The organism is Methylobacterium sp. P1-11 (genome assembly GCF_008329595.1).
GTDB lineage: Bacteria > Pseudomonadota > Alphaproteobacteria > Rhizobiales > Beijerinckiaceae > Methylobacterium.
This window is the reverse complement of record NZ_NPKS01000005.1, coordinates 23,393-40,903: the sequence shown is the minus strand read 5'-3', so window position 1 is coordinate 40,903 and position 17,511 is coordinate 23,393. Positions and strand designations below refer to the sequence as shown.

Below are 17,511 nucleotides of genomic sequence, written 5' to 3'. Positions count from 1 at the left end.
CTGATATCTGGCCAAGGGGCCGCGAAATCAACCCGTACGCTCACGCCTCGCGCGGCGGCGGCGCCGCCACCAGCGCCTCCAGACCCTCGGCCTTGAGCGTGGCGACGTCGTGCGCGAACACATCCATCACGGTGCTGCGGATCGCGGCCTGCCGATCGGGCTGCGTCACCCGCGTGCCGGTAAGGTCGGTCACGTAGAAGACGTCCACGGCCCGTTCGCCGAAGGTCGCCACATGCGCCGACGTGATGTTGAGCGACAGCCGGCTGAAGGCGGTGGTCAATTCGTAGAGCAGGCCCGGCCGGTCGAGACCGGTGATCTCCACCACGGTCTCCCGGCTCGACAGGGCGTTGTCGATGATGACGTCCGGCGGCACCGGGAAGGTCTTGGCGCGGGTGCTCGTCGGCGGGTGCTTGTCGGCGACGAGGTCGGCGATGCGGATCTCGCCTTTCAGCGCCCGCTCGATCGCCGCGGTGATGCGCTTGGTCCGGCGCAGCTCGTCCTCGTCCCGCTCGAAGGCGCGGGAGATGAAGATCGTGTCGAGGGCGAACCCGTCGGTCGTGGTGAAGATCTGCGCGTCGACGATGTTGCTGCCGGCCGCCGCGCAGGCCCCGGTGACGATGGCGAGCAGGCGGGGATGGTCGGGCGAGTAGACCGTGATTTCGGTCACGCCGCGGACGGGGTCGAGCGCCACGTCGGTGGCGCTGGTCCGCCCGTCGCGCACGACGTCGCGCAGGAAGATCGCGTTCTTGAGCTGGCGCGTGCCGTCGACCTTGAGCCAGTAGGCCTGGCTGTGCCGGGCCGCGTAGGCGTCGAACTCCTCTGCGCCCCAGCCGGGCAGCTGCTCCCGCAGGCCCATCTGCACGAGGCGGACCCGGTCGGTGCGGGCGATCTCGGAATGGCCGCCCGACAGGTAGACCTCGGTCTCGTCGTACAGGGTCCGGACCAGCGTACCCTTCCAGGCGGTCCAGACCCCGGGGCCGACGGCGGTGATGTCGGCCACCGTCAGGATGGTCAGGAGCTTCAGCCGCTCCAGGCTCTGCACGCTCGCGGCGAAACGCTCGATCGTCTTGCCATCCGAGAGGTCGCGGCTCTGGGCGGTCATCGACATCAGCAGGTGGTGTTCCACGAGCCAGCGGACGGTCTCGGTCTCGGCCTGGTTCAGGCCGAAGCGCGGGCAGAGCTTCTCGGCGATGGCGGCGCCGGCGATCGAGTGATCCTCCGGGCGACCCTTGGCGATGTCGTGCAGCAGGATCGCCACGTAGAGCGCCGTGCGGTTGTGGATCGTGTGCACGAGCCGCGAGACCAGCGGGTAGGTCTCCTGGGCCCGGCCGGATTCGATATCGGCCAGCACGCCGACCGTGCGCAGCAGGTGCTCGTCCACCGTAAAGTGGTGGTACATGTTGAACTGCATCATCGCGACGATTCGGCCGAAATCCGGGATGAACCGGCCGAGCACGCCGGCCTCGTTCATCTCGCGTAGCGCCTCCTCCGGCGCGTTCCGCGAGGTGAGGATCTCGAGGAACAGGCGATTCGCCTCCGGATCCACGCGCAGCGTCGGGTTGACGAGGCGCAGGGACCGGCTGGCCAGCCGCTTGGCGTCGGGATGGATCGCGAGGTTGTGCCGGTCGGCAAGCCAGAACAGCCGGATCAGGTTGACCGGGTCGCGCTCGAACGCATCCTCGGCGCGCAGGTTCACCCGGCCGTGGTCGATCCAGAAATCCTCCGCCTCCATGGCGGTCGCCCGGAATCGGTCGCGGAACCGGCCGATCCAGCGGTCGAGCACCGGCGTGCGCTTGGCGTGGCGCGCCTCCAGCTCCGCGCAGACGATGGCGGTGAGGTCGCCGACATCCTTGGCGAACCGGAAATAGGCCTTCATGAAGCGCTCGACGCCGGAGAGGCCGCCGCGGGCCTCGTAGCCGAAGCGCTCGGCGATCCGCGGCTGCAGGCCGAAGGAGAGACGCTCCTCCGCCCGCTTCGTCACGAAGTGCATGTGGCAGCGCACCCGCCACAGGAACTCCTCGCAGCGCTCGAACAGCGCGTATTCCTCCGGGGTGAACAGGCCGGCGCTGACGAGTTCGGCCTGATCACGCACCCGGTAGGTGTATTTGGCGATCCAGAACAGCGTGTTCAGGTCGCGCAGGCCGCCCTTGCCGTCCTTGACGTTCGGCTCGACGAGATAGCGCGAGGACCCAGCCTTGGAGACGCGCAGGTCGCGCTCGCGCAGCTTCGCCTCCACGAACTCGGCGGCGGAGCCGACCACCAGCTCGGCATCGAAGCGCGTCACCAGCTCCTCGTAGAGGATGCGGGTGCCGAACAGGTAGCGCGCCTCCAGCAGGGCCGTGCGGATCGTCATGTCGGCCCGCGCCTCGCGCAGGCATTCCTCGACCGAGCGCGTGGCGTGGCCGACCTTCAGCTTCAGGTCCCACAGGACGTAGAGCATTCCCTCGACGACGCTCTCCGACCACGCGGTCTGCTTGTAGGGGAGCAGGAACAGCAGATCGATGTCCGAGCCCGGCGCCATCGTGCCCCGGCCGTAGCCGCCGGTGGCGACCACCGCGAGCTGCTCGCCGGTCGACGGGTTGTCATTGGGATAGAGCCGCCAGACGACGGCATCGTGGATCGCTCGGACCACCGCGTCGGTGAGGTTCGACAGGGTCTGTGCGCAGCGCAGCCCGTTGCGGTCTTCGAGGAGCTGCGCCTCCGCGGCGCGATGGCCTTCCTCGATCACCCGGCGCAGCTGCGGCACCAGCGCGGCCCGGAGCTTGGTAGGCTCGCGAGCTTCGCGGTCGAGGTTCTCCAGGACCGTATCGAGGGCGGCGACGGGATCGAACATGGCTCCCGTTAGCATGATATCCCTACGCCGCCAGCCATGCGGCGCCCGTCGCTATTCCGCGGCCGGCAGGTCGAGCGCGAGGAGCCGCGCCGTGCGGTTGCGGGTCGCCGTGCGGGGTTCGACTTCGTTCGCCTGCCGCCTGGCATCCGCGATGGCCGCGTGGACGCCGTCCACCGCCAGAATCAGCGCGCTGACCGTGCGGGCATCGATGCTGCGCTCGCGGGCATAGCAGACCACGTCGGCCACGAGGCCGTCGGTCTCGATCGCGATCGCGTCCAGTTCGGTCGTGCTGGTCGCCGCGCGCACCTCGCGCATGATGTCGAGCAGCCGGTCGAGGACGAAGTCGACGCGCTCCCGGCGCTTGCGGGCAAGGCGCTGGCCCAGCCAGGCCAAGCCGGAGCCGATCGTGCCGCCGAAGAAGGCGAACAGGTAGATGTAATCCTCGTAGCGATCGAGGAAGGTCTGCTGCTCGCGCTCGAAATAATCGACTGCGCCGGGATGGTTCGGCAGGCGCGCCGAGGTCGCCGCCACCGTCGTGTCGAAGTCCGGCGCCTTCATCAGCTTGGCCACCGGCGCCGCCGAGGCGAGCCGCGAGCGCCACTCGAACAGGTGCTGCGTCGCCGAGGCGACCGCGACGCGGCTGACCGTGCCCCGCGCCATCAGGCGGTACGAGGCGCCGACAGTCTTGACCTCCTCGTCTGGGCGCTTCGGGCGACCGCCGAAGGTGCCGGCCGGAATGGTCACCGATTGCAGTTCGGGAAAGCGCTGCAGGATCGCGTCGCCGTCCGGGATCGAGACGAAGCCGATCTTGCGCTCCGGCGAGCCCAGCTCGACGGCGCGGACCACCGCGGCCGCGGATTTGGAGGCGGGACTGGCGATCACCGCGACCGCGTCGACCCGCTTCTCGGTGAGCGCGGCCGTGACATCGCCGGCCTTCAGCGGCACCACCACGACATGGCCCGGCTCCGCCTCGGCGGCCTGCTCGGCCTCCGGCGCATCCTCACCGGCGCTATCCGGCACAAGGTCGTAGAAGGAGAGCAGGTTCGTGAGGAACGGCAGGTCGGCGCTGTGCCGGACGACGATGCCGAGCCGCTTGCGTGCCAGGGCGGGGATGTCGTCGATATCGGCCGCCTCGGGCGCCGCGATGACCAGCGCCTCGTCGTGCAGGATCGCCAGGGTCAGACCGTTCTCGGGCAGGAACACGTCCGGTCGCACGACGGCGAGGTCGGCCTTGTTCCGCTGGAGCGCCAGGGCGCTGTCGCGGACGTCGCCGTAGCGCACGACCTTGAGGCGAACATCCTCGCGCGCCCGGTCGAGGGCGCTGGCATAGGCTTCGATCAGCGCGGCCTCGGGCCCGTCCTGCGGGCCGACTGCCACCGTGAGCGTGTTCGGGCGTGAGAGGTAGACGATCGCGGCCGCGACCGCGGCCAGCCCCAGGGCCACGAGGACCAGGAGCCATTCGCGGCGCATCAGGACAGCCGCCGCGACATGCGGCCTCCGCCGGCTTCGAGCCTGCGGATCGCCGGACGGAGAACGGTGGTTCGGGCCATGGCCGAGCCTGTCGCGTTGCGCACGTTCCATCCCCGAGTCATGGAACGCAAACCTGTCGAGATCGTGAAGAACCTGTGAAACCTCCAATCGTTGCAGGATCCGCGCCAGAACGTCGCGACCGGGCGATCAAGCCGCCTGGGCCGGTGAGCCCGGCCTGGCTCGAGCGCGCCGCGCTTCATTATCTGGAACGCTACAGCGCCTCGACCGAGATGCTGCGCCGGACCCTCGCGCGCCGTGTCCAGAAGCGGGCCCGCGCTCGGGGCGAGGATCCGGATAGTTTCGCGGATCTCGTCACCGCGACGGTGGCGCGGGCGGTGTCGGCCGGCCTCGTGGACGATGCGCGGTTCGCCGATACCCGGCTCGCCACCCTGCGCCGCCGCGGCACGTCGAGCCGCGGCGTCTCGGCCAAACTCGCCGCCAAGGGCGTGCCGCGCGACGTGGTCGAAGCCGCGATGGTGGCCGAGCGCGAGGCCACGGCCGACGGGGAGGCGGAGGCGATCGAGGAGCAGGCCGCACAGGCCTATGCCAAGCGGCGGCGCCTCGGGCCGCATCGCCGGCCGGAACAGCGGGAAGCCTACCGCGAGCGGGACCTCGCGGCGCTGGCACGGGCGGGTTTCTCCTACGCCCTCGCGCGCCGCGTGGTCGACGCGGAGCCGGACGGGGAGCCCGACCCGCCGGCATGACGGGTGCGGCATCGCGGCCCGGGGCGAAGGGCAGAGCGGCCTTGCACCTTCGTCCGTGTTGTTCATTGTCTGTTCGATGGACGAGACCCTCGCCAAGAAGCTGCGCATCCTGGCCGATGCCGCGAAGTACGATGCCTCCTGCGCCTCCTCGGCCGCGCCGAAGCGGGCGGCCGGAAAGGAGGGTGTCGGCTCCACCACCGGCGCCGGGATCTGCCACGCCTACACGCCGGACGGGCGATGCGTCTCGCTGCTCAAGATCCTGCTGACCAACTGGTGCCTGTTCGACTGCGCCTATTGCGTGAACCGGCGCTCCTCGAACGTGCGGCGGGCGAAGTTCACCGTCGAGGAGGTCGTGAACCTCACTCTCAACTTCTACCGGCGGAACTACATCGAGGGCCTGTTCCTCTCCTCCGGAATCATCAAGTCGCCGGACCACACGATGGAGCTGCTGACCCGGGTGGCGAAGTCGCTGCGGCGCGACCACGGCTTCGCCGGCTACATCCACCTCAAGTCGATCCCGGAGGCGAGCCCCTGGCTGATCGAGGAGGCGGGCCTCTACGCCGACCGGCTCTCGATCAACGTCGAGCTGCCCACCGAGGCGAGCCTGGAGCGGCTCGCCCCCGAGAAGGACGGTGCCGCGATCCAGGGGGCCATGGCGCAGATCGGCGAGCGCATCGTGCAGGCGAAGGCCGAGAAGCGCCGCTTCTCGCCGGCCGGTCACTCGACCCAGGTGATCGTCGGGGCGGATGCCACGACCGACGAGGCGCTGATCCGCAAGAGCGCGCTCCTCTACGGCAGCGTCGGCCTGAAGCGGGTCTACTACTCCGCCTTCAGCCCGATCCCGGACGGCTCGGCGATCCTGCCGCCCAAGCCGCCGCCGCTCCAGCGCGAGCACCGGCTGTACCAGGCCGACTGGCTGCTCCGGTACTACGAATTCACCCCCGACGAGGTCGCCGACGCCTCCGAGGGCGGGATGCTGGCCCTCGACATCGACCCGAAGCTCGCCTGGGCGCTGAAGCACCGGGACAAGTTCCCCGTGGACGTGAACAAGGCCGACCGGGAATGGCTGCTGCGGGTGCCGGGGCTCGGCGCGCGGGCGGTCGACAAGATCATCAAGGCGCGCCGCCACGCGACCCTGCGCCTCGACGACGTCGCCCGGCTGACCTCGGGCCTGAAGCGGGCGCGGCCGTTCCTCGTCGTGGCGGATCACCGGCCCGTGGGGCTGACGGATCGGCTCGATCTGCGCACGCGGCTGGTGGAGCCGGCGCAGCAATTGAGCCTGTTCTGATGCGGACCGGAAGCGCGCCCCTCTCTCCCCCCTCGGAGGAGGGAGGGGACCCGCGTGGGCCGCGTGCCGTTCTCCTGCGTCCGGGCGCTGATCTCGCCGGCTTTCGCGCCGCCGTCCGAAGCCTCGTTGCGCAAAACGTCCCGCCTGAAGCGGTGACGTGGTCGGTGACGGACTCGCCCGGCCTGTTCGGAAGGGGCGCGGAGCACGCCCCCGCCGCACCGCTCGCCTTACCCAAGCCCGTCGCCGCGCTGATCCCGCAGGTGATCCCCCACCGCGATCCGGAGCGCTACGGCCTGCTCTACGCCCTGGTCTGGCGGGTCTGCCACGGCGAGCGGCACCTGATGGAGGTCGGGAGCGACCCCCTGGTTCACCGCCTCCACAGGATGGCGAAGGCGATCGGGCGCGACCTGCACAAGATGCACGCCTTCCTGCGCTTCCGTCGGGCCGAGGACAGCGGCGGCGAGCATTACGTCGCGTGGTTCGAGCCGGATCACCACATCCTGGAGGCGGCAGCTCCCTTTTTCGTCAACCGCTTCCGCGGCATGCGCTGGTCGATCCTGACGCCTGAAGGCTCGGCCCATTGGGATACCGAAACCCTGACCTTCGGGCCTCCCGGAGATCGCGCCCAGCTGCCCGAGGGCGACGGGTTCGAGGCCGGCTGGCAGACCTATTACGAGAGCACGTTCAACCCGGCCCGCACCAACCTCAAGGCCATGCGGGCGGAGATGCCCAAGAAGTACTGGCGCAACATGCCGGAGACCGCCGCAATTCCCGCCCTGGTCCGGGCCGCGGCGGGCCGCACGGAAGCGATGATCGAGAGGGAGCCGACCATGCCCACACGCCGCGACCCCGCCCGCGCCGTTGCCGCCATGGCCGACCAGGATCCCAAGACCCTGGACGAACTGAACGCCATCATCCGCCGGACCGAACCCCTGGTGCCGGGCGCCACGCAGGCGGTGCTCGGCGAGGGGCCGGTGGGCGCGACCGTCGCCTTCGTGGGCGAGCAGCCCGGCGACCAGGAGGACCGGCAGGGCCGGCCCTTCGTCGGGCCGGCGGGGCAACTCCTCTCCCGCGCCATGGCGGAGGCCGGGATCGACCGCGGCGCGAGCTACCTCACGAATGCGGTCAAGCACTTCAAGTTCGAGGAGCGTGGAAAGCGCCGCATCCACCAGAAGCCGACGGCCGGCGAGGTCAGCCATTACCGCTGGTGGCTGGACCGCGAGCTCGAGTTCGTGGGACCCAAGCTGGTCGTGGCCCTCGGCGCGACCGCCGTGCTGGCGTTGACCGGCAAGGCGATCCCGATCACCCGCGCCCGCGGCCCGTTCCGCTTCGACCGGCACGACAACCGCTTCCAGGGCTTCATCACGGTTCACCCCTCCTACCTGCTGCGTCTGCCCGACGAGGCGAAGGAGGAGGCCTACGCGGCCTTCGTGGACGATCTGCGCCGGGTGGAGGCGCTGGGGCGCGAGCTCGCCGCGTGAGCCCCGGCGTGCCGCCCATAGGCGAGGCCCATGCGGTCCGCGTCCGGCTGTTTTCTGTGTGGCTACGAACGGGTGCCGAGACCACACCGAGCGGGTAACGCTGGACATCGTCTGGCTCACCGTCCACCACGACTTGCCCGTTCTCGTCGCGGCCTGCCGCGCCGAGCTGGACCGCGCGCCCGACCCCTGATCGCCCCGAGCCGCCAGAGCCCATGACTGACGCGAGCCCCGAGACCAAGCCCGTCGGCCCCGGCGATCAGGTGATCCTGGTCGACGGCTCGTCCTTCATCTTCCGGGCCTATTTCCAGTCGATTAACCAGGATCAGAAGTACAATTCCCGGCCGTCGGACGGCCTGCCCACCGGAGCCGTGCGGCTGTTCTGCACCAAGATCGCCCAGTTCCTGCAGGAGGGCGCGGCCGGCACGATGCCGACCCATCTCGGCATCGTCTTCGACAAGTCCGAGGGCTCGTTCCGCAAGGAGATGTTCCCGGACTACAAGGGCCACCGTCCCGACGCCCCCGACGACCTCAAGCGCCAGATGCCGCTGATGCGCGACGCCGTTCGCGCCTTCGGCCTGCACGCCGTGGAACTCGAGCGCTACGAGGCCGACGATCTCATCGCCACCTACACCCGCCAGGCCGAGGCGCGGGGCGCGGGCGTGATCATCGTCTCCTCCGACAAGGACCTGATGCAGCTCGTCGGGCCGCAGGTGCGGTTCTACGATTTCGAATCCGGCGCCAAGGGCAAGGCCGGCTACCGGCCCGAGCGCAATCTCGATGTCGAGGCGATCATCGCCAAGTGGGAGGGCCTGCAGCCGAACCAGATCGGTGACGCCCTCGCGCTGATCGGCGACACGTCCGACAACGTGCCGGGCGTGCCGGGCATCGGCCTGAAGACCGCGGCGGCGCTGATCAAGGAATTCGGCAGCCTCGACGCGCTGCTGGAGCGCGCGGGCGAGATCAAGCAGCCCAAGCGCCGCGAGACCCTGCTGGCCAATGTCGATCAGGCCAAGCTGTCGCGAAAGCTCGTAGCGCTGATGGAGGACGTGCCGGTCCCGGTCGCCCTCGACGAACTCGGCGTGCCCAAGCCCGATCCGGAAAAACTCGTCGGCTTCCTGAAGGCGATGGAGTTCAACACGCTGACCCGCCGCATCGCCCAGATGCTGCACGTCGACCCGGAAGCGGTGAAGCCCGATCCGCGGCTCCTGCCCGGCGCCCGGCCGCACGGCTACGCCAACGGCGCGGGGGGCAGCGAGGCCGTGCCGTTCTTCGGCGATTCCGTGCCGCCGGATCCCGAGACCGCGGCGGCCGGGGCCGAACGCCCGCCGGGCGCCGCGCCCCCGGAGGGCGGCGAGATCGACCCCTTCGCCGATCTCGACCTTCCGGACGCCCCCGCCAAGCCCCGGGCGCCCGTCGAGGCGACCCCCGGCAACGTGGTCGCGGCCCGCGCCGCGGAGGCGGTCGCGCCCTTCGACACCGCCGCCTACGAGACGGTCGCGTCCCTGGAGCAGCTCGACGCCTGGATCGCCGAGGCCGAAGAGGCCGGGGTGATCGCGGTCGACACCGAGACCGATGCGCTCGACGCCCACAAGGCCGGCCTCGTCGGCGTCTCGCTGGCAGTGGCCACCGGCCGGGCCTGTTACATCCCGCTGGCCCACGTGCAGGCCGCCAAGGTGCAGGCCGACGCCACCGACCTGTTCGGCGAGGGCGCCGCGCCCTCCGACGTGGCCGAGCCGGTGCCGGGCCAGATCCCGCTGAAGGCGGCCATCGCCCGGCTGAAGCCGCTCCTGGAGAATCCGGGCGTCCTGAAGGTCGGCCAGAACCTGAAATACGATTGGGTCGTGCTCGCCCGCTACGGCATCGAGATCGCGCCGTTCGACGACACGATGCTGATCTCCTACGTGCTCGATGCCGGGAAGGGCGGTCACGGCATGGACGAGCTGGCCCGGCGCCATCTCGGCCACCAGCCGATCACGTTTTCCGATGTGGCCGGCACCGGCCGCAACAAGGTCAGCTTCGACCGGGTCGCCATCGACAAGGCGACCGCCTATGCGGCCGAGGACGCGGACGTCACCTTGCGCCTGTGGCGGATGATGAAGCCGCGTCTCGTGGCCGAGCACCGGGTCGCCGTCTACGAGACCCTGGAGCGGCCGCTCCTGCCGGTGATCGCCCGGATGGAGCAGCGCGGGATCCGGGTCGACCGCGAGATGCTGAGCCGGCTCTCGGGCGATTTCTCGCAGATCCTCGTCCGCCTGGAGGAGGAGATCCAGGAGGATGCCGGGGAGAAGTTTTCCGTCGGCTCGCCGAAACAGATCGGCGACATCCTCTTCGGGAAAATGGGTCTGCCGGGCGCCAAGAAGACGCCCTCCGGCCAGTGGGCGACACCGGCTACGCTTCTCGAGGAACTCGCCCAGGCCGGGCACGAACTCCCGAAAAAGATCCTGGAGTGGCGGCAGCTCTCGAAGCTGAAATCCACCTACACGGATTCGCTTCAGACCCATGCCGACCGCGAGACCGCGCGGGTCCATACCTCGTTCTCGCTGGCGGCCACCACCACGGGGCGGCTGTCCTCCTCCGAGCCGAACCTGCAGAACATCCCGATCCGCACCGAGGAGGGGCGGCGCATCCGCCGCGCCTTCGTGGCCGCGCCCGGCAACCGGCTGATCTCGGCGGATTACTCGCAGATCGAGCTGCGGCTGCTCGCCCACATGGCCGACATCCCGGAACTCCGGAAGGCGTTCGAGGACGGGATCGACATCCACGCGGCCACGGCCTCGGCCATGTTCGGCGTGCCGCTCAAGGAGATGACGCCGGATCTTCGGCGCCGGGCCAAGACCATCAATTTCGGCATCATCTACGGCATCTCGGCCTTCGGGCTCGCCGACCGGCTCGGCATCGGCCGCGAGGAGGCTTCGGCGTTCATCAAGCAGTATTTCGAGCAGTTCCCGGGGATCCGCGACTACATCGACACGACCAAGCGGAGCTGCCGCGACAAGGGCTACGTGACCACCCTGTTCGGCCGCGTCTGCCACTACCCGCAGATCCGCTCCAACAACCCGTCCGAGCGCGCCAGCGTCGAGCGGCAGGCGATCAACGCGCCGATCCAGGGCTCGGCCGCCGACATCATCCGTCGGGCCATGACCCGGATGGAGGCGGCGCTCGCGGCGAAGAAGCTCGGCGCCCGCATGCTGCTGCAGGTCCACGACGAACTGGTATTCGAGGCGTCGGAGGACGAGGTGGAGGCGGCGATTCCGATCATCCGCGGCGTGATGGAGGAGGCGCCGGCGCCGGCCCTGACGCTGAAGGTGCCGCTGGTGGTGGAGGCCAATGCCGCGGGGAATTGGCAGGAGGCGCATTGAGGGGCGGTTGTAACGGACATCCTGGCCGCACAGAACATACGTCGATCCAATCCCTCCCCCTCATCCTGAGGTGCGGCGAAGCCGCCTCGACGGAGCCCTCCGGCCGGCCGCATGATTCCTGGAGGTCTCCCTCGAGGCCTCCGCTGTGCTCCGGCACCTCAGGATGAGGATGAGGTCGGGATTTCCGCGGTATCGAGCGGCGTGTGATGACGGTTCTTCGGTCAAACAGACGCCCTGTGACTGACGACCCCCTCGCCTTCCTCGCCGGCGGCGGCGAAGCCGCACGCATGATCCGGGCGCGCGACTGGTCCGGACATCCCCTCGGCGCCCCCGAGACGTGGCAGCCGGACTTCCGCGCCGCCCTGTCGCTCGTGCTCAACTCGCCGGAATCGATGATCCTGGCCTGGGGGTCCGGCCTCCACTTCTTCTTCAACGACACCTATTTTCCGCTGCTGGGGCCGCGGCTGCCCTGGGCCATGGGCGCGCGGTTCGACGTGGTCTGGGCGGATGCCTGGGATCAGGCCAAACCGATCATCGACGCCGCCAGGGCGGGCCGCCCGGAGCGCTTCGTCGACCTGCCGTGGCAGCTCGACACCGACCGGGGCGCCCGGGAGACGTGGTGGACCTTCTCGTACTCGCGGGTCCTCGATGCCGAGGGCCGGGTCGCGGGTCTGTTCATCCTCACCAACGAGACCACGGACCGGGTCCGGGCCGACGCCGCCCTCAAGGAGAGCCAGGACCGGCTGGTGGCGGCGCTCGCGGAGCTGCGCGACCTCAACGCCACCCTGGCGCAGCAGGTCGAGGAACGCACCGTCGACCGCAACGCCCTGTGGACGCTGTCGTCCGACATGATGCTGCGCTGCCTGTTCGACGGCACGATCACGGCGGTGAACCCGGCCTGGACTGAGGTGCTGGGCTGGCGCCCGGACGAACTCGTCGGGACGAAGCTCATCACTTTCGTCCATCCGGACGATTTCGCCCGCACCGTCGCGGGCGCGCAGCAGCTCTCCGCAGGGTCGAGTCTCGCGCGGTTCGACAACCGCTATCGCCACAGGGATGGCAGCTATCGCTGGATCAACTGGGCGGCGCGGCCGGGAGAGGGCTTCATCAATGCCGTCGGCCGCGATTTCACCGCCGAGCGCGAGCGCGCCGATGCCCTCGCGGCCGCCGAGGAGGCCCTGCGGCAATCGCAGAAGATGGAAGCGGTCGGTCAGCTCACCGGCGGTATCGCCCACGATTTCAACAACCTGCTCGCCGGCATCTCCGGATCGCTGGAGCTGATCCAGACCCGCCTCAGCCAGGGCCGCGTCATGGACGTGGACCGCTACATCAATGCCGCGCAGGGGGCGTCCAAGCGGGCCGCCGCGCTGACCCACCGGCTGCTCGCCTTCTCGCGGCGCCAGACCCTCGATCCGAAGCCCACCGACGTGACCCGGCTGGCGGCCGGCATGGAGGAGCTGATCCGGCGCACCGTGGGGCCCGCCGTGGTCGTCGAGGTGGTGAGCCCCCCGGGCCTGTGGCCGGCCCTGGTCGACCCGCCGCAGCTTGAGAACGCCCTTCTCAACCTGTGCATCAACGCCCGGGACGCGATGCCCGAGGGGGGCAGGATCACCATCGAGACCGCCAATGCCTGGCTGGACGAGCGCGCCGCCCGGCGGCACGACATGCCGCCGGGCCAGTACCTGTCGCTCTGCGTGACCGATACCGGCACCGGTATGCCGCCGGAGATCGTCGGCAAGGTGTTCGAGCCGTTCTTCACCACGAAGCCGCTGGGGCAGGGCACCGGCCTCGGCCTGTCGATGATCTACGGCTTCGCGCAGCAATCGGGCGGCCAGGTGCGGATCCATTCGGAACTCGGCGAGGGCACCACGGTCTGCCTCTACCTGCCCCGCCATCGCGGCGCGGTCGCGGACGAGGAGGCGCATGCCGTCCTGGGTGCGCCGCCGCGAGCCGGCCCGGGCGAAACCGTGCTGGTGGTCGACGACGAACCGACCGTGCGCATGCTGGTCGCCGAGGTGCTGGAGGATCTCGGCTACACGGCGATCGAGGCCGCCGACAGCGCTGCCGGCCTCAAGGTCCTGCAATCCGACGTGCGCATCGACCTGCTGGTCTCCGATATCGGGCTGCCGGGCGGCATGAACGGGCGCCAGATGGCCGAAGCCGGGCGGGTCTCCCGCCCCAACCTCAAGGTCCTGTTCGTCACCGGCTACGCGGAGAACGCGGTCTTGGGCAGCGGCCAGCTCGATGCCGGGATGCAGGTCATCACCAAGCCGTTCGTGGTGGAGGTGCTGGGCGCGCGCATCCGCGAGATGATCGAGATGGCTTGACCGCACGGCCGGTTCGGGCCTCATCGGCCGAGAAACGCCGGGGAGGAGGAACGCCATGCGGGCGCTGCTGTGCACGAGGCTCGACGGGCCGGAACATCTGGCGATCGTGGAGCGCCCCGATCCGGTTCCGGGTCCCGGTCAGGCCCTGGTGCGGATGCGGCTCGCGGCCCTGAACTTCTTCGATACGCTGATCGTCGCCGGGCGCTACCAGGTGAAGCCGCCGCTGCCGTTCTCGCCCGGCGGCGAGGGCGTCGGCGTGGTCGAGGCGTTGGGGGAGGGAGCCTCCGGCGTGGCGGTGGGCGACCGGGTGATCGTCCATGCCGGGCACGGCTGCTGCGCCGAGTTGATCGCCCTCGACGCCGCCCGGCTCACGCCGGTGCCGGACGGGGTCCCGGACGAGCAGGCGGCGGGCCTGACCATCACCTACGGAACCTCGCTCCACGCCCTGGCGAACCGCGCGCGCCTGCAGCCCGGCGAGTGGCTGGCGGTGCTCGGCGCCTCCGGGGGCGTCGGGCTCGCCGCGGTCGAGCTCGGGCGTCTGATGGGCGCCCGGGTGATCGCCTGCGCCTCCTCGGAGGAGAAACTCGCCGTCGCCCGCGCCCACGGGGCCGAGGCGGGGCTGGTCTACGATCCCGCGACGCTCAAGGACGAGCTGCGCCGGATCTCGGGCGGCGCAATCGACGTGGTCTACGATGCGGTCGGCGATGCCTACGCGGAGCCGGCCCTGCGGGCGCTCGGCTGGCGCGGGCGCTTCCTCGTCATCGGTTTCGCCGCCGGCGCCATCCCGCGGCTGCCGCTGAACCTGATGCTCCTGAAGGAACTCGACGTGCAGGGCGTCCATTGGGGCGCCTTCCTGGACCGGGAGCCGGAGGCGCACCGGGCCGACCAGCGCCGGCTCCTCGGCTGGGTCGCCGAGGACAAGCTCACCGCGCAGGTGCACGGCGTCTACCCGCTGGCGGAATTCCCCGAGGCCTTCGGCCTCCTCACCCGCCGTGCGGCGATGGGGAAAGTTCTCCTTCGGCCCTGATCGCTAATCCGCGTTTCACCGGATCGGCGGCGGGCTGTCGCGCGTCGTCGCGGGAGGGCGAGTCATGCGCAGGGCGATGATCTGCGGCGCAAGGTCGTTCTGAAGAAAATCGGGCGGGATTTCCCGTCTTTCCTCCCGATGTGCCATGATACGGCGTTGTCGCCGTTCACGGTATTTGAGATGAAATTAGATAAAAGCATAGCGCTAAGACTGATATTGCCCTCTCTGATCGGCTTTGTGCTGTTTCTGATGGGTTCAGCCGTCGGGCTCCTGCAAATTCAGGCGACCAATGCGGCTGCCGTGGAGACTCGCGACATCTGGCTGCGCAAGAGTGACAGCCTCAACGCGATCCAATTCCTGGTGCTCCGCTTCCACACGACGACGATCCGCAAGGTGGTTGCCGTCGATGACGGCGAGAACAGGGATCTCGATGCCGAGTTTGTCGAGATGGGTGTGACCATCCCGGAGGCTTTCCGGCACTACCGGAGCCTCGCGGCGACGCCCCGGGAGGGGGCGTTGTGGGAGGCGTTCGAGAGTCGTTGGCAGGATTATCGCACTGCGCGCGAGGCGATCGTCGACGCCCTCAAGCGTGGCGACAGAAATGCGGCCCGCGACGCGATCGCGCCGGCGCGGCCGCCGCTGGTGGCGACCTTCGAGGCCTTGGCGGATCTGGCGAAGGTGGATGCCGAGGGCACGAACGCTTCGGTTCAGCGCGCCGAGGCGGCGTTCCGGACGGCTTGGTCCGTCACCATCGCGCTGTCGATCATCGGATCGATCCTGACCGGCGCGGCGGTCTGGTGGGTCTGGCGCCGGCTCGCCTGCCCGATCCGGTCCCTGGCCGACATCATGGGCCGGCTCGCCGCCAACGACCTCGACGTGGCGGTCAGCGGCTCTGAGCGCCGGGACGAGATCGGGGTCATGGCGGCCTCCGTCCAGGTCTTCAAGGATGGCCTGATCCGGGCGCGTACGCTCGAGGCGGAAGCCGCGCAGGCCCGCGCCGCAGCAGAGGCGCAACGCCGGAGCGGCATGCACGCGATCGCCGACGCCTTCGAGGGCACGGTCGGCGGGATCATCGGCACGGTCTCGGCCGCCGCCGCCGTGCTGCAGGACACAGCTTCGGACATGAATGAGGCGGCCTCCGCCACCGCCGACCGCTCCAGCCGGGTGGCGAGCGCGGCCGAACTGGCCGCCGCCAACGTCAACGTCGCGGCGGCGGCCGAGGAACTCGGCGTGTCCGTTCAGGAAATCGGCCGCCAGGTCTCAAGTTCGACCGCGCTGACCCAGTCGGCGGTTGCGGACGCGCAGGCCACCGCTGACTTGGTTCAGGATCTCAACGGGGCGGCTATCCAGATCGGTCATGTCGTGACTCTGATCTCGTCCATCGCCGAGCAGACGAACCTCCTGGCGCTGAACGCGACGATCGAGGCGGCGCGAGCCGGGGCGGCGGGCCGCGGCTTCGCCGTCGTGGCGGCGGAGGTGAAGGAACTGGCCGGTCAGACCGCGCGCGCAACCGACGAGATCGGCGGCCACGTCGCGCGGATCCAGGCTTCCACCGGCGACGCCGTCTCCGCGATGGCCCGCATCGGCGATCGGGTCCAGGAACTCAGCGCGGTGGCGACCCGGATCGCCGCCGCGGTCGAGCAGCAGGGCGCCGCGACGCAGGAGATCGTCCGCAACGTCTCCCAGGCCGCGCAGGGGGCGGGTGAGGTCACCAGCACCATCACGGGCGTCGCCGAGGCGGCGAAGGGGGCCGGAACGGCAGCGGATCAGGTTCTTTCGGCCGCCTCGGAGCTGTCGCTCCGGTCCGGGACGCTCAGAGACGAGGTGGCACGCTTCCTCGCGACGGTGCGCGCGGCCTGAGCGCGGGGCCGGTGCGGACGCACCATCCCCAGCGCCCGCTGCGGCGCCTCAGAGGAGCCCGCGCGCCCTCGCCAGGCCGACCAGGTCCGCCTGCGGGCGGGCGCCGATATGCTGGATCACCTCGGCGGCCGCGAGCGTGCCGAGCCGTGCGCTGGTGACATTGTCGAGCCCGCGGGCATGGCCGGCCAGGAAGCCGGCCGCGAACAGGTCTCCGGCGCCGGTCGTGTCGACCACCGTCTGAACCGGGCTCGCCTCGACGGCGCGAACCTCGCCGCCCTGCACCACCAGTGCCCCCTCGGCGGAGCGCGTGACGAGGCCGAGCAGGTGCCGGCCGCGAAGGTTGCGCTCGGCGCGCAGAGCCGCCACCGCGGCTTCGGGATCGTCGGTCTCGTAGAGGCTCTGCAGTTCGCCGATATTGGCGAACAGGATGTCGATGCTGCCGTCCCGCACGAGGCCGAGGAACTCCTCGCGGTAGCGGCCGACGCAGAACGCGTCCGAGAGTGTCAGCGCGACGGCATTGCCGGCTTGGTGGGCGATCTGAGCGGCCTTGCGGAACGCGTCCTTGGCGGCCGGCGGATCCCAGAGGTAACCCTCGAGATAGACGACACGGGCCGCGGTCACGAGCGCCTTGTCGACATCGTCGGGCGTGAGCCCCTGGCAGGCGCCGAGATAGGTGCTCATCGTGCGCTCGCCATCCGGCGTCACCAGCACGAAGCATCGTGCGGTGGCCGGCCCTTCGGCGGCGGCCGGGACGGTGAAGCCGACGCCGGTCGCCTTGAGATCGTGGCTGAACAGCCCGCCGAGTTCGTCGTTCCGGACCTTGCCGACGAAGCCGGTCTTCGCCCCGAGCAGCGCCGCACCGACCGCCGTGTTGGCACCCGAGCCGCCCGACACGATCGTGGCCGGCCCCATGGCCTGGAACAGCGCCTCGGCCCGCGGCTCGTCGATGAGCTGCATCGCGCCCTTGGTGACGCCCTGCGCCGACAGGAAGGCATCGTCCGTACGGGCGATCACGTCGACGATCGCGTTGCCGAGCACGAGGAGATCGAGGGGTGCAGTCATCCGGGCGTCCTGATTCACGTTCGCGCCGCTGTGGCATCCG

General features: G+C 70.1%; 10 protein-coding genes. 7 read left to right on the top strand and 3 right to left on the bottom strand.

Annotated elements, in window-relative coordinates:
• Positions 1-40: 40 nt before the first annotated feature.
• Both CIW48_RS06780 and CIW48_RS06775 read right to left on the bottom strand, forming a co-directional pair.
• The gene (locus CIW48_RS06780; protein WP_091778498.1) at positions 41-2,833 is read right to left on the bottom strand and encodes a [protein-PII] uridylyltransferase; all 2,793 of its coding nucleotides are present in this window, start codon (positions 2,831-2,833) and stop codon (positions 41-43) included.
• A gap of 51 nt (positions 2,834-2,884) precedes the next feature.
• Entirely contained in the window at positions 2,885-4,303 is a 1,419-nt protein-coding gene (locus CIW48_RS06775) for a TAXI family TRAP transporter solute-binding subunit (RefSeq protein WP_149310134.1), read from the bottom strand.
• Positions 4,304-4,527: 224 nt separating this feature from the next.
• Here CIW48_RS06775 and CIW48_RS06770 point away from each other — a divergent pair, with 224 nt between their 5' ends.
• The 7 genes from CIW48_RS06770 to CIW48_RS06730 all read left to right on the top strand — a co-directional run bounded on the left by CIW48_RS06770 (position 4,528) and on the right by CIW48_RS06730 (position 16,409).
• Positions 4,528-5,067 carry a RecX family transcriptional regulator gene (locus tag CIW48_RS06770; protein WP_149310300.1) on the top strand — a complete coding sequence of 180 codons (540 nt, stop codon included), beginning with the start codon at positions 4,528-4,530 and terminating at the stop codon, positions 5,065-5,067.
• A gap of 76 nt (positions 5,068-5,143) precedes the next feature.
• A complete protein-coding gene (locus CIW48_RS06765) occupies positions 5,144-6,355 on the top strand; it encodes a putative DNA modification/repair radical SAM protein (protein WP_149310133.1) in 1,212 nt (403 codons plus the stop codon).
• Positions 6,355-7,836 (top strand): UdgX family uracil-DNA binding protein, encoded by a 1,482-nt coding sequence (locus CIW48_RS06760; RefSeq protein ID WP_173009202.1) that lies wholly within the window; start codon positions 6,355-6,357, stop codon positions 7,834-7,836. Before CIW48_RS06765 ends, CIW48_RS06760 begins: the two co-directional genes overlap by 1 nt.
• Positions 7,837-8,048: 212 nt before the next feature.
• Positions 8,049-11,195 carry a DNA polymerase I gene (polA, locus tag CIW48_RS06750; RefSeq protein ID WP_149310132.1) on the top strand — a complete coding sequence of 1,049 codons (3,147 nt, stop codon included), beginning with the start codon at positions 8,049-8,051 and terminating at the stop codon, positions 11,193-11,195.
• A gap of 287 nt (positions 11,196-11,482) precedes the next feature.
• Positions 11,483-13,522, top strand: a complete 2,040-nt coding sequence (locus tag CIW48_RS06740) for a hybrid sensor histidine kinase/response regulator (RefSeq protein WP_246695159.1) — start codon at positions 11,483-11,485, stop codon at positions 13,520-13,522.
• Positions 13,523-13,577: 55 nt separating this feature from the next.
• Complete coding sequence (locus tag CIW48_RS06735; protein ID WP_149310130.1) at positions 13,578-14,549, top strand: NADPH:quinone oxidoreductase family protein; 972 nt, start codon at positions 13,578-13,580, stop codon at positions 14,547-14,549.
• 180 nt (positions 14,550-14,729) lie between these two features.
• A complete protein-coding gene (locus tag CIW48_RS06730; RefSeq protein ID WP_149310129.1) occupies positions 14,730-16,409 on the top strand; it encodes a methyl-accepting chemotaxis protein in 1,680 nt (559 codons plus the stop codon).
• Positions 16,410-16,457: 48 nt separating this feature from the next.
• Here the strand turns inward: CIW48_RS06730 and CIW48_RS06725 are convergent, their stop codons facing one another.
• On the bottom strand, positions 16,458-17,471 hold the full coding sequence (locus tag CIW48_RS06725; RefSeq protein ID WP_149310128.1) for an adenosine kinase: 1,014 nt from the start codon (positions 17,469-17,471) through the stop codon (positions 16,458-16,460).
• Positions 17,472-17,511: the final 40 nt, after the last annotated feature.

Bases quoted from the DNA above. Each gene is read 5' to 3' on its own strand.
- CIW48_RS06735 (WP_149310130.1), top strand. From the start codon at position 13,578: ATGCGGGCGCTGCTGTGCACGAGGCTCGACGGGCCGGAACATCTGGCG.
- CIW48_RS06765 (WP_149310133.1), top strand. From the start codon at position 5,144: ATGGACGAGACCCTCGCCAAGAAGCTGCGCATCCTGGCCGATGCCGCG.
- polA (WP_149310132.1), top strand. From the start codon at position 8,049: ATGACTGACGCGAGCCCCGAGACCAAGCCCGTCGGCCCCGGCGATCAG.
- CIW48_RS06730 (WP_149310129.1), top strand. From the start codon at position 14,730: ATGAAATTAGATAAAAGCATAGCGCTAAGACTGATATTGCCCTCTCTG.
- CIW48_RS06760 (WP_173009202.1), top strand. From the start codon at position 6,355: ATGCGGACCGGAAGCGCGCCCCTCTCTCCCCCCTCGGAGGAGGGAGGG.
- CIW48_RS06725 (WP_149310128.1), bottom strand. From the start codon at position 17,471: ATGACTGCACCCCTCGATCTCCTCGTGCTCGGCAACGCGATCGTCGAC.
- CIW48_RS06740 (WP_246695159.1), top strand. From the start codon at position 11,483: ATGATCCGGGCGCGCGACTGGTCCGGACATCCCCTCGGCGCCCCCGAG.
- CIW48_RS06780 (WP_091778498.1), bottom strand. From the start codon at position 2,833: ATGTTCGATCCCGTCGCCGCCCTCGATACGGTCCTGGAGAACCTCGAC.
- CIW48_RS06775 (WP_149310134.1), bottom strand. From the start codon at position 4,303: ATGCGCCGCGAATGGCTCCTGGTCCTCGTGGCCCTGGGGCTGGCCGCG.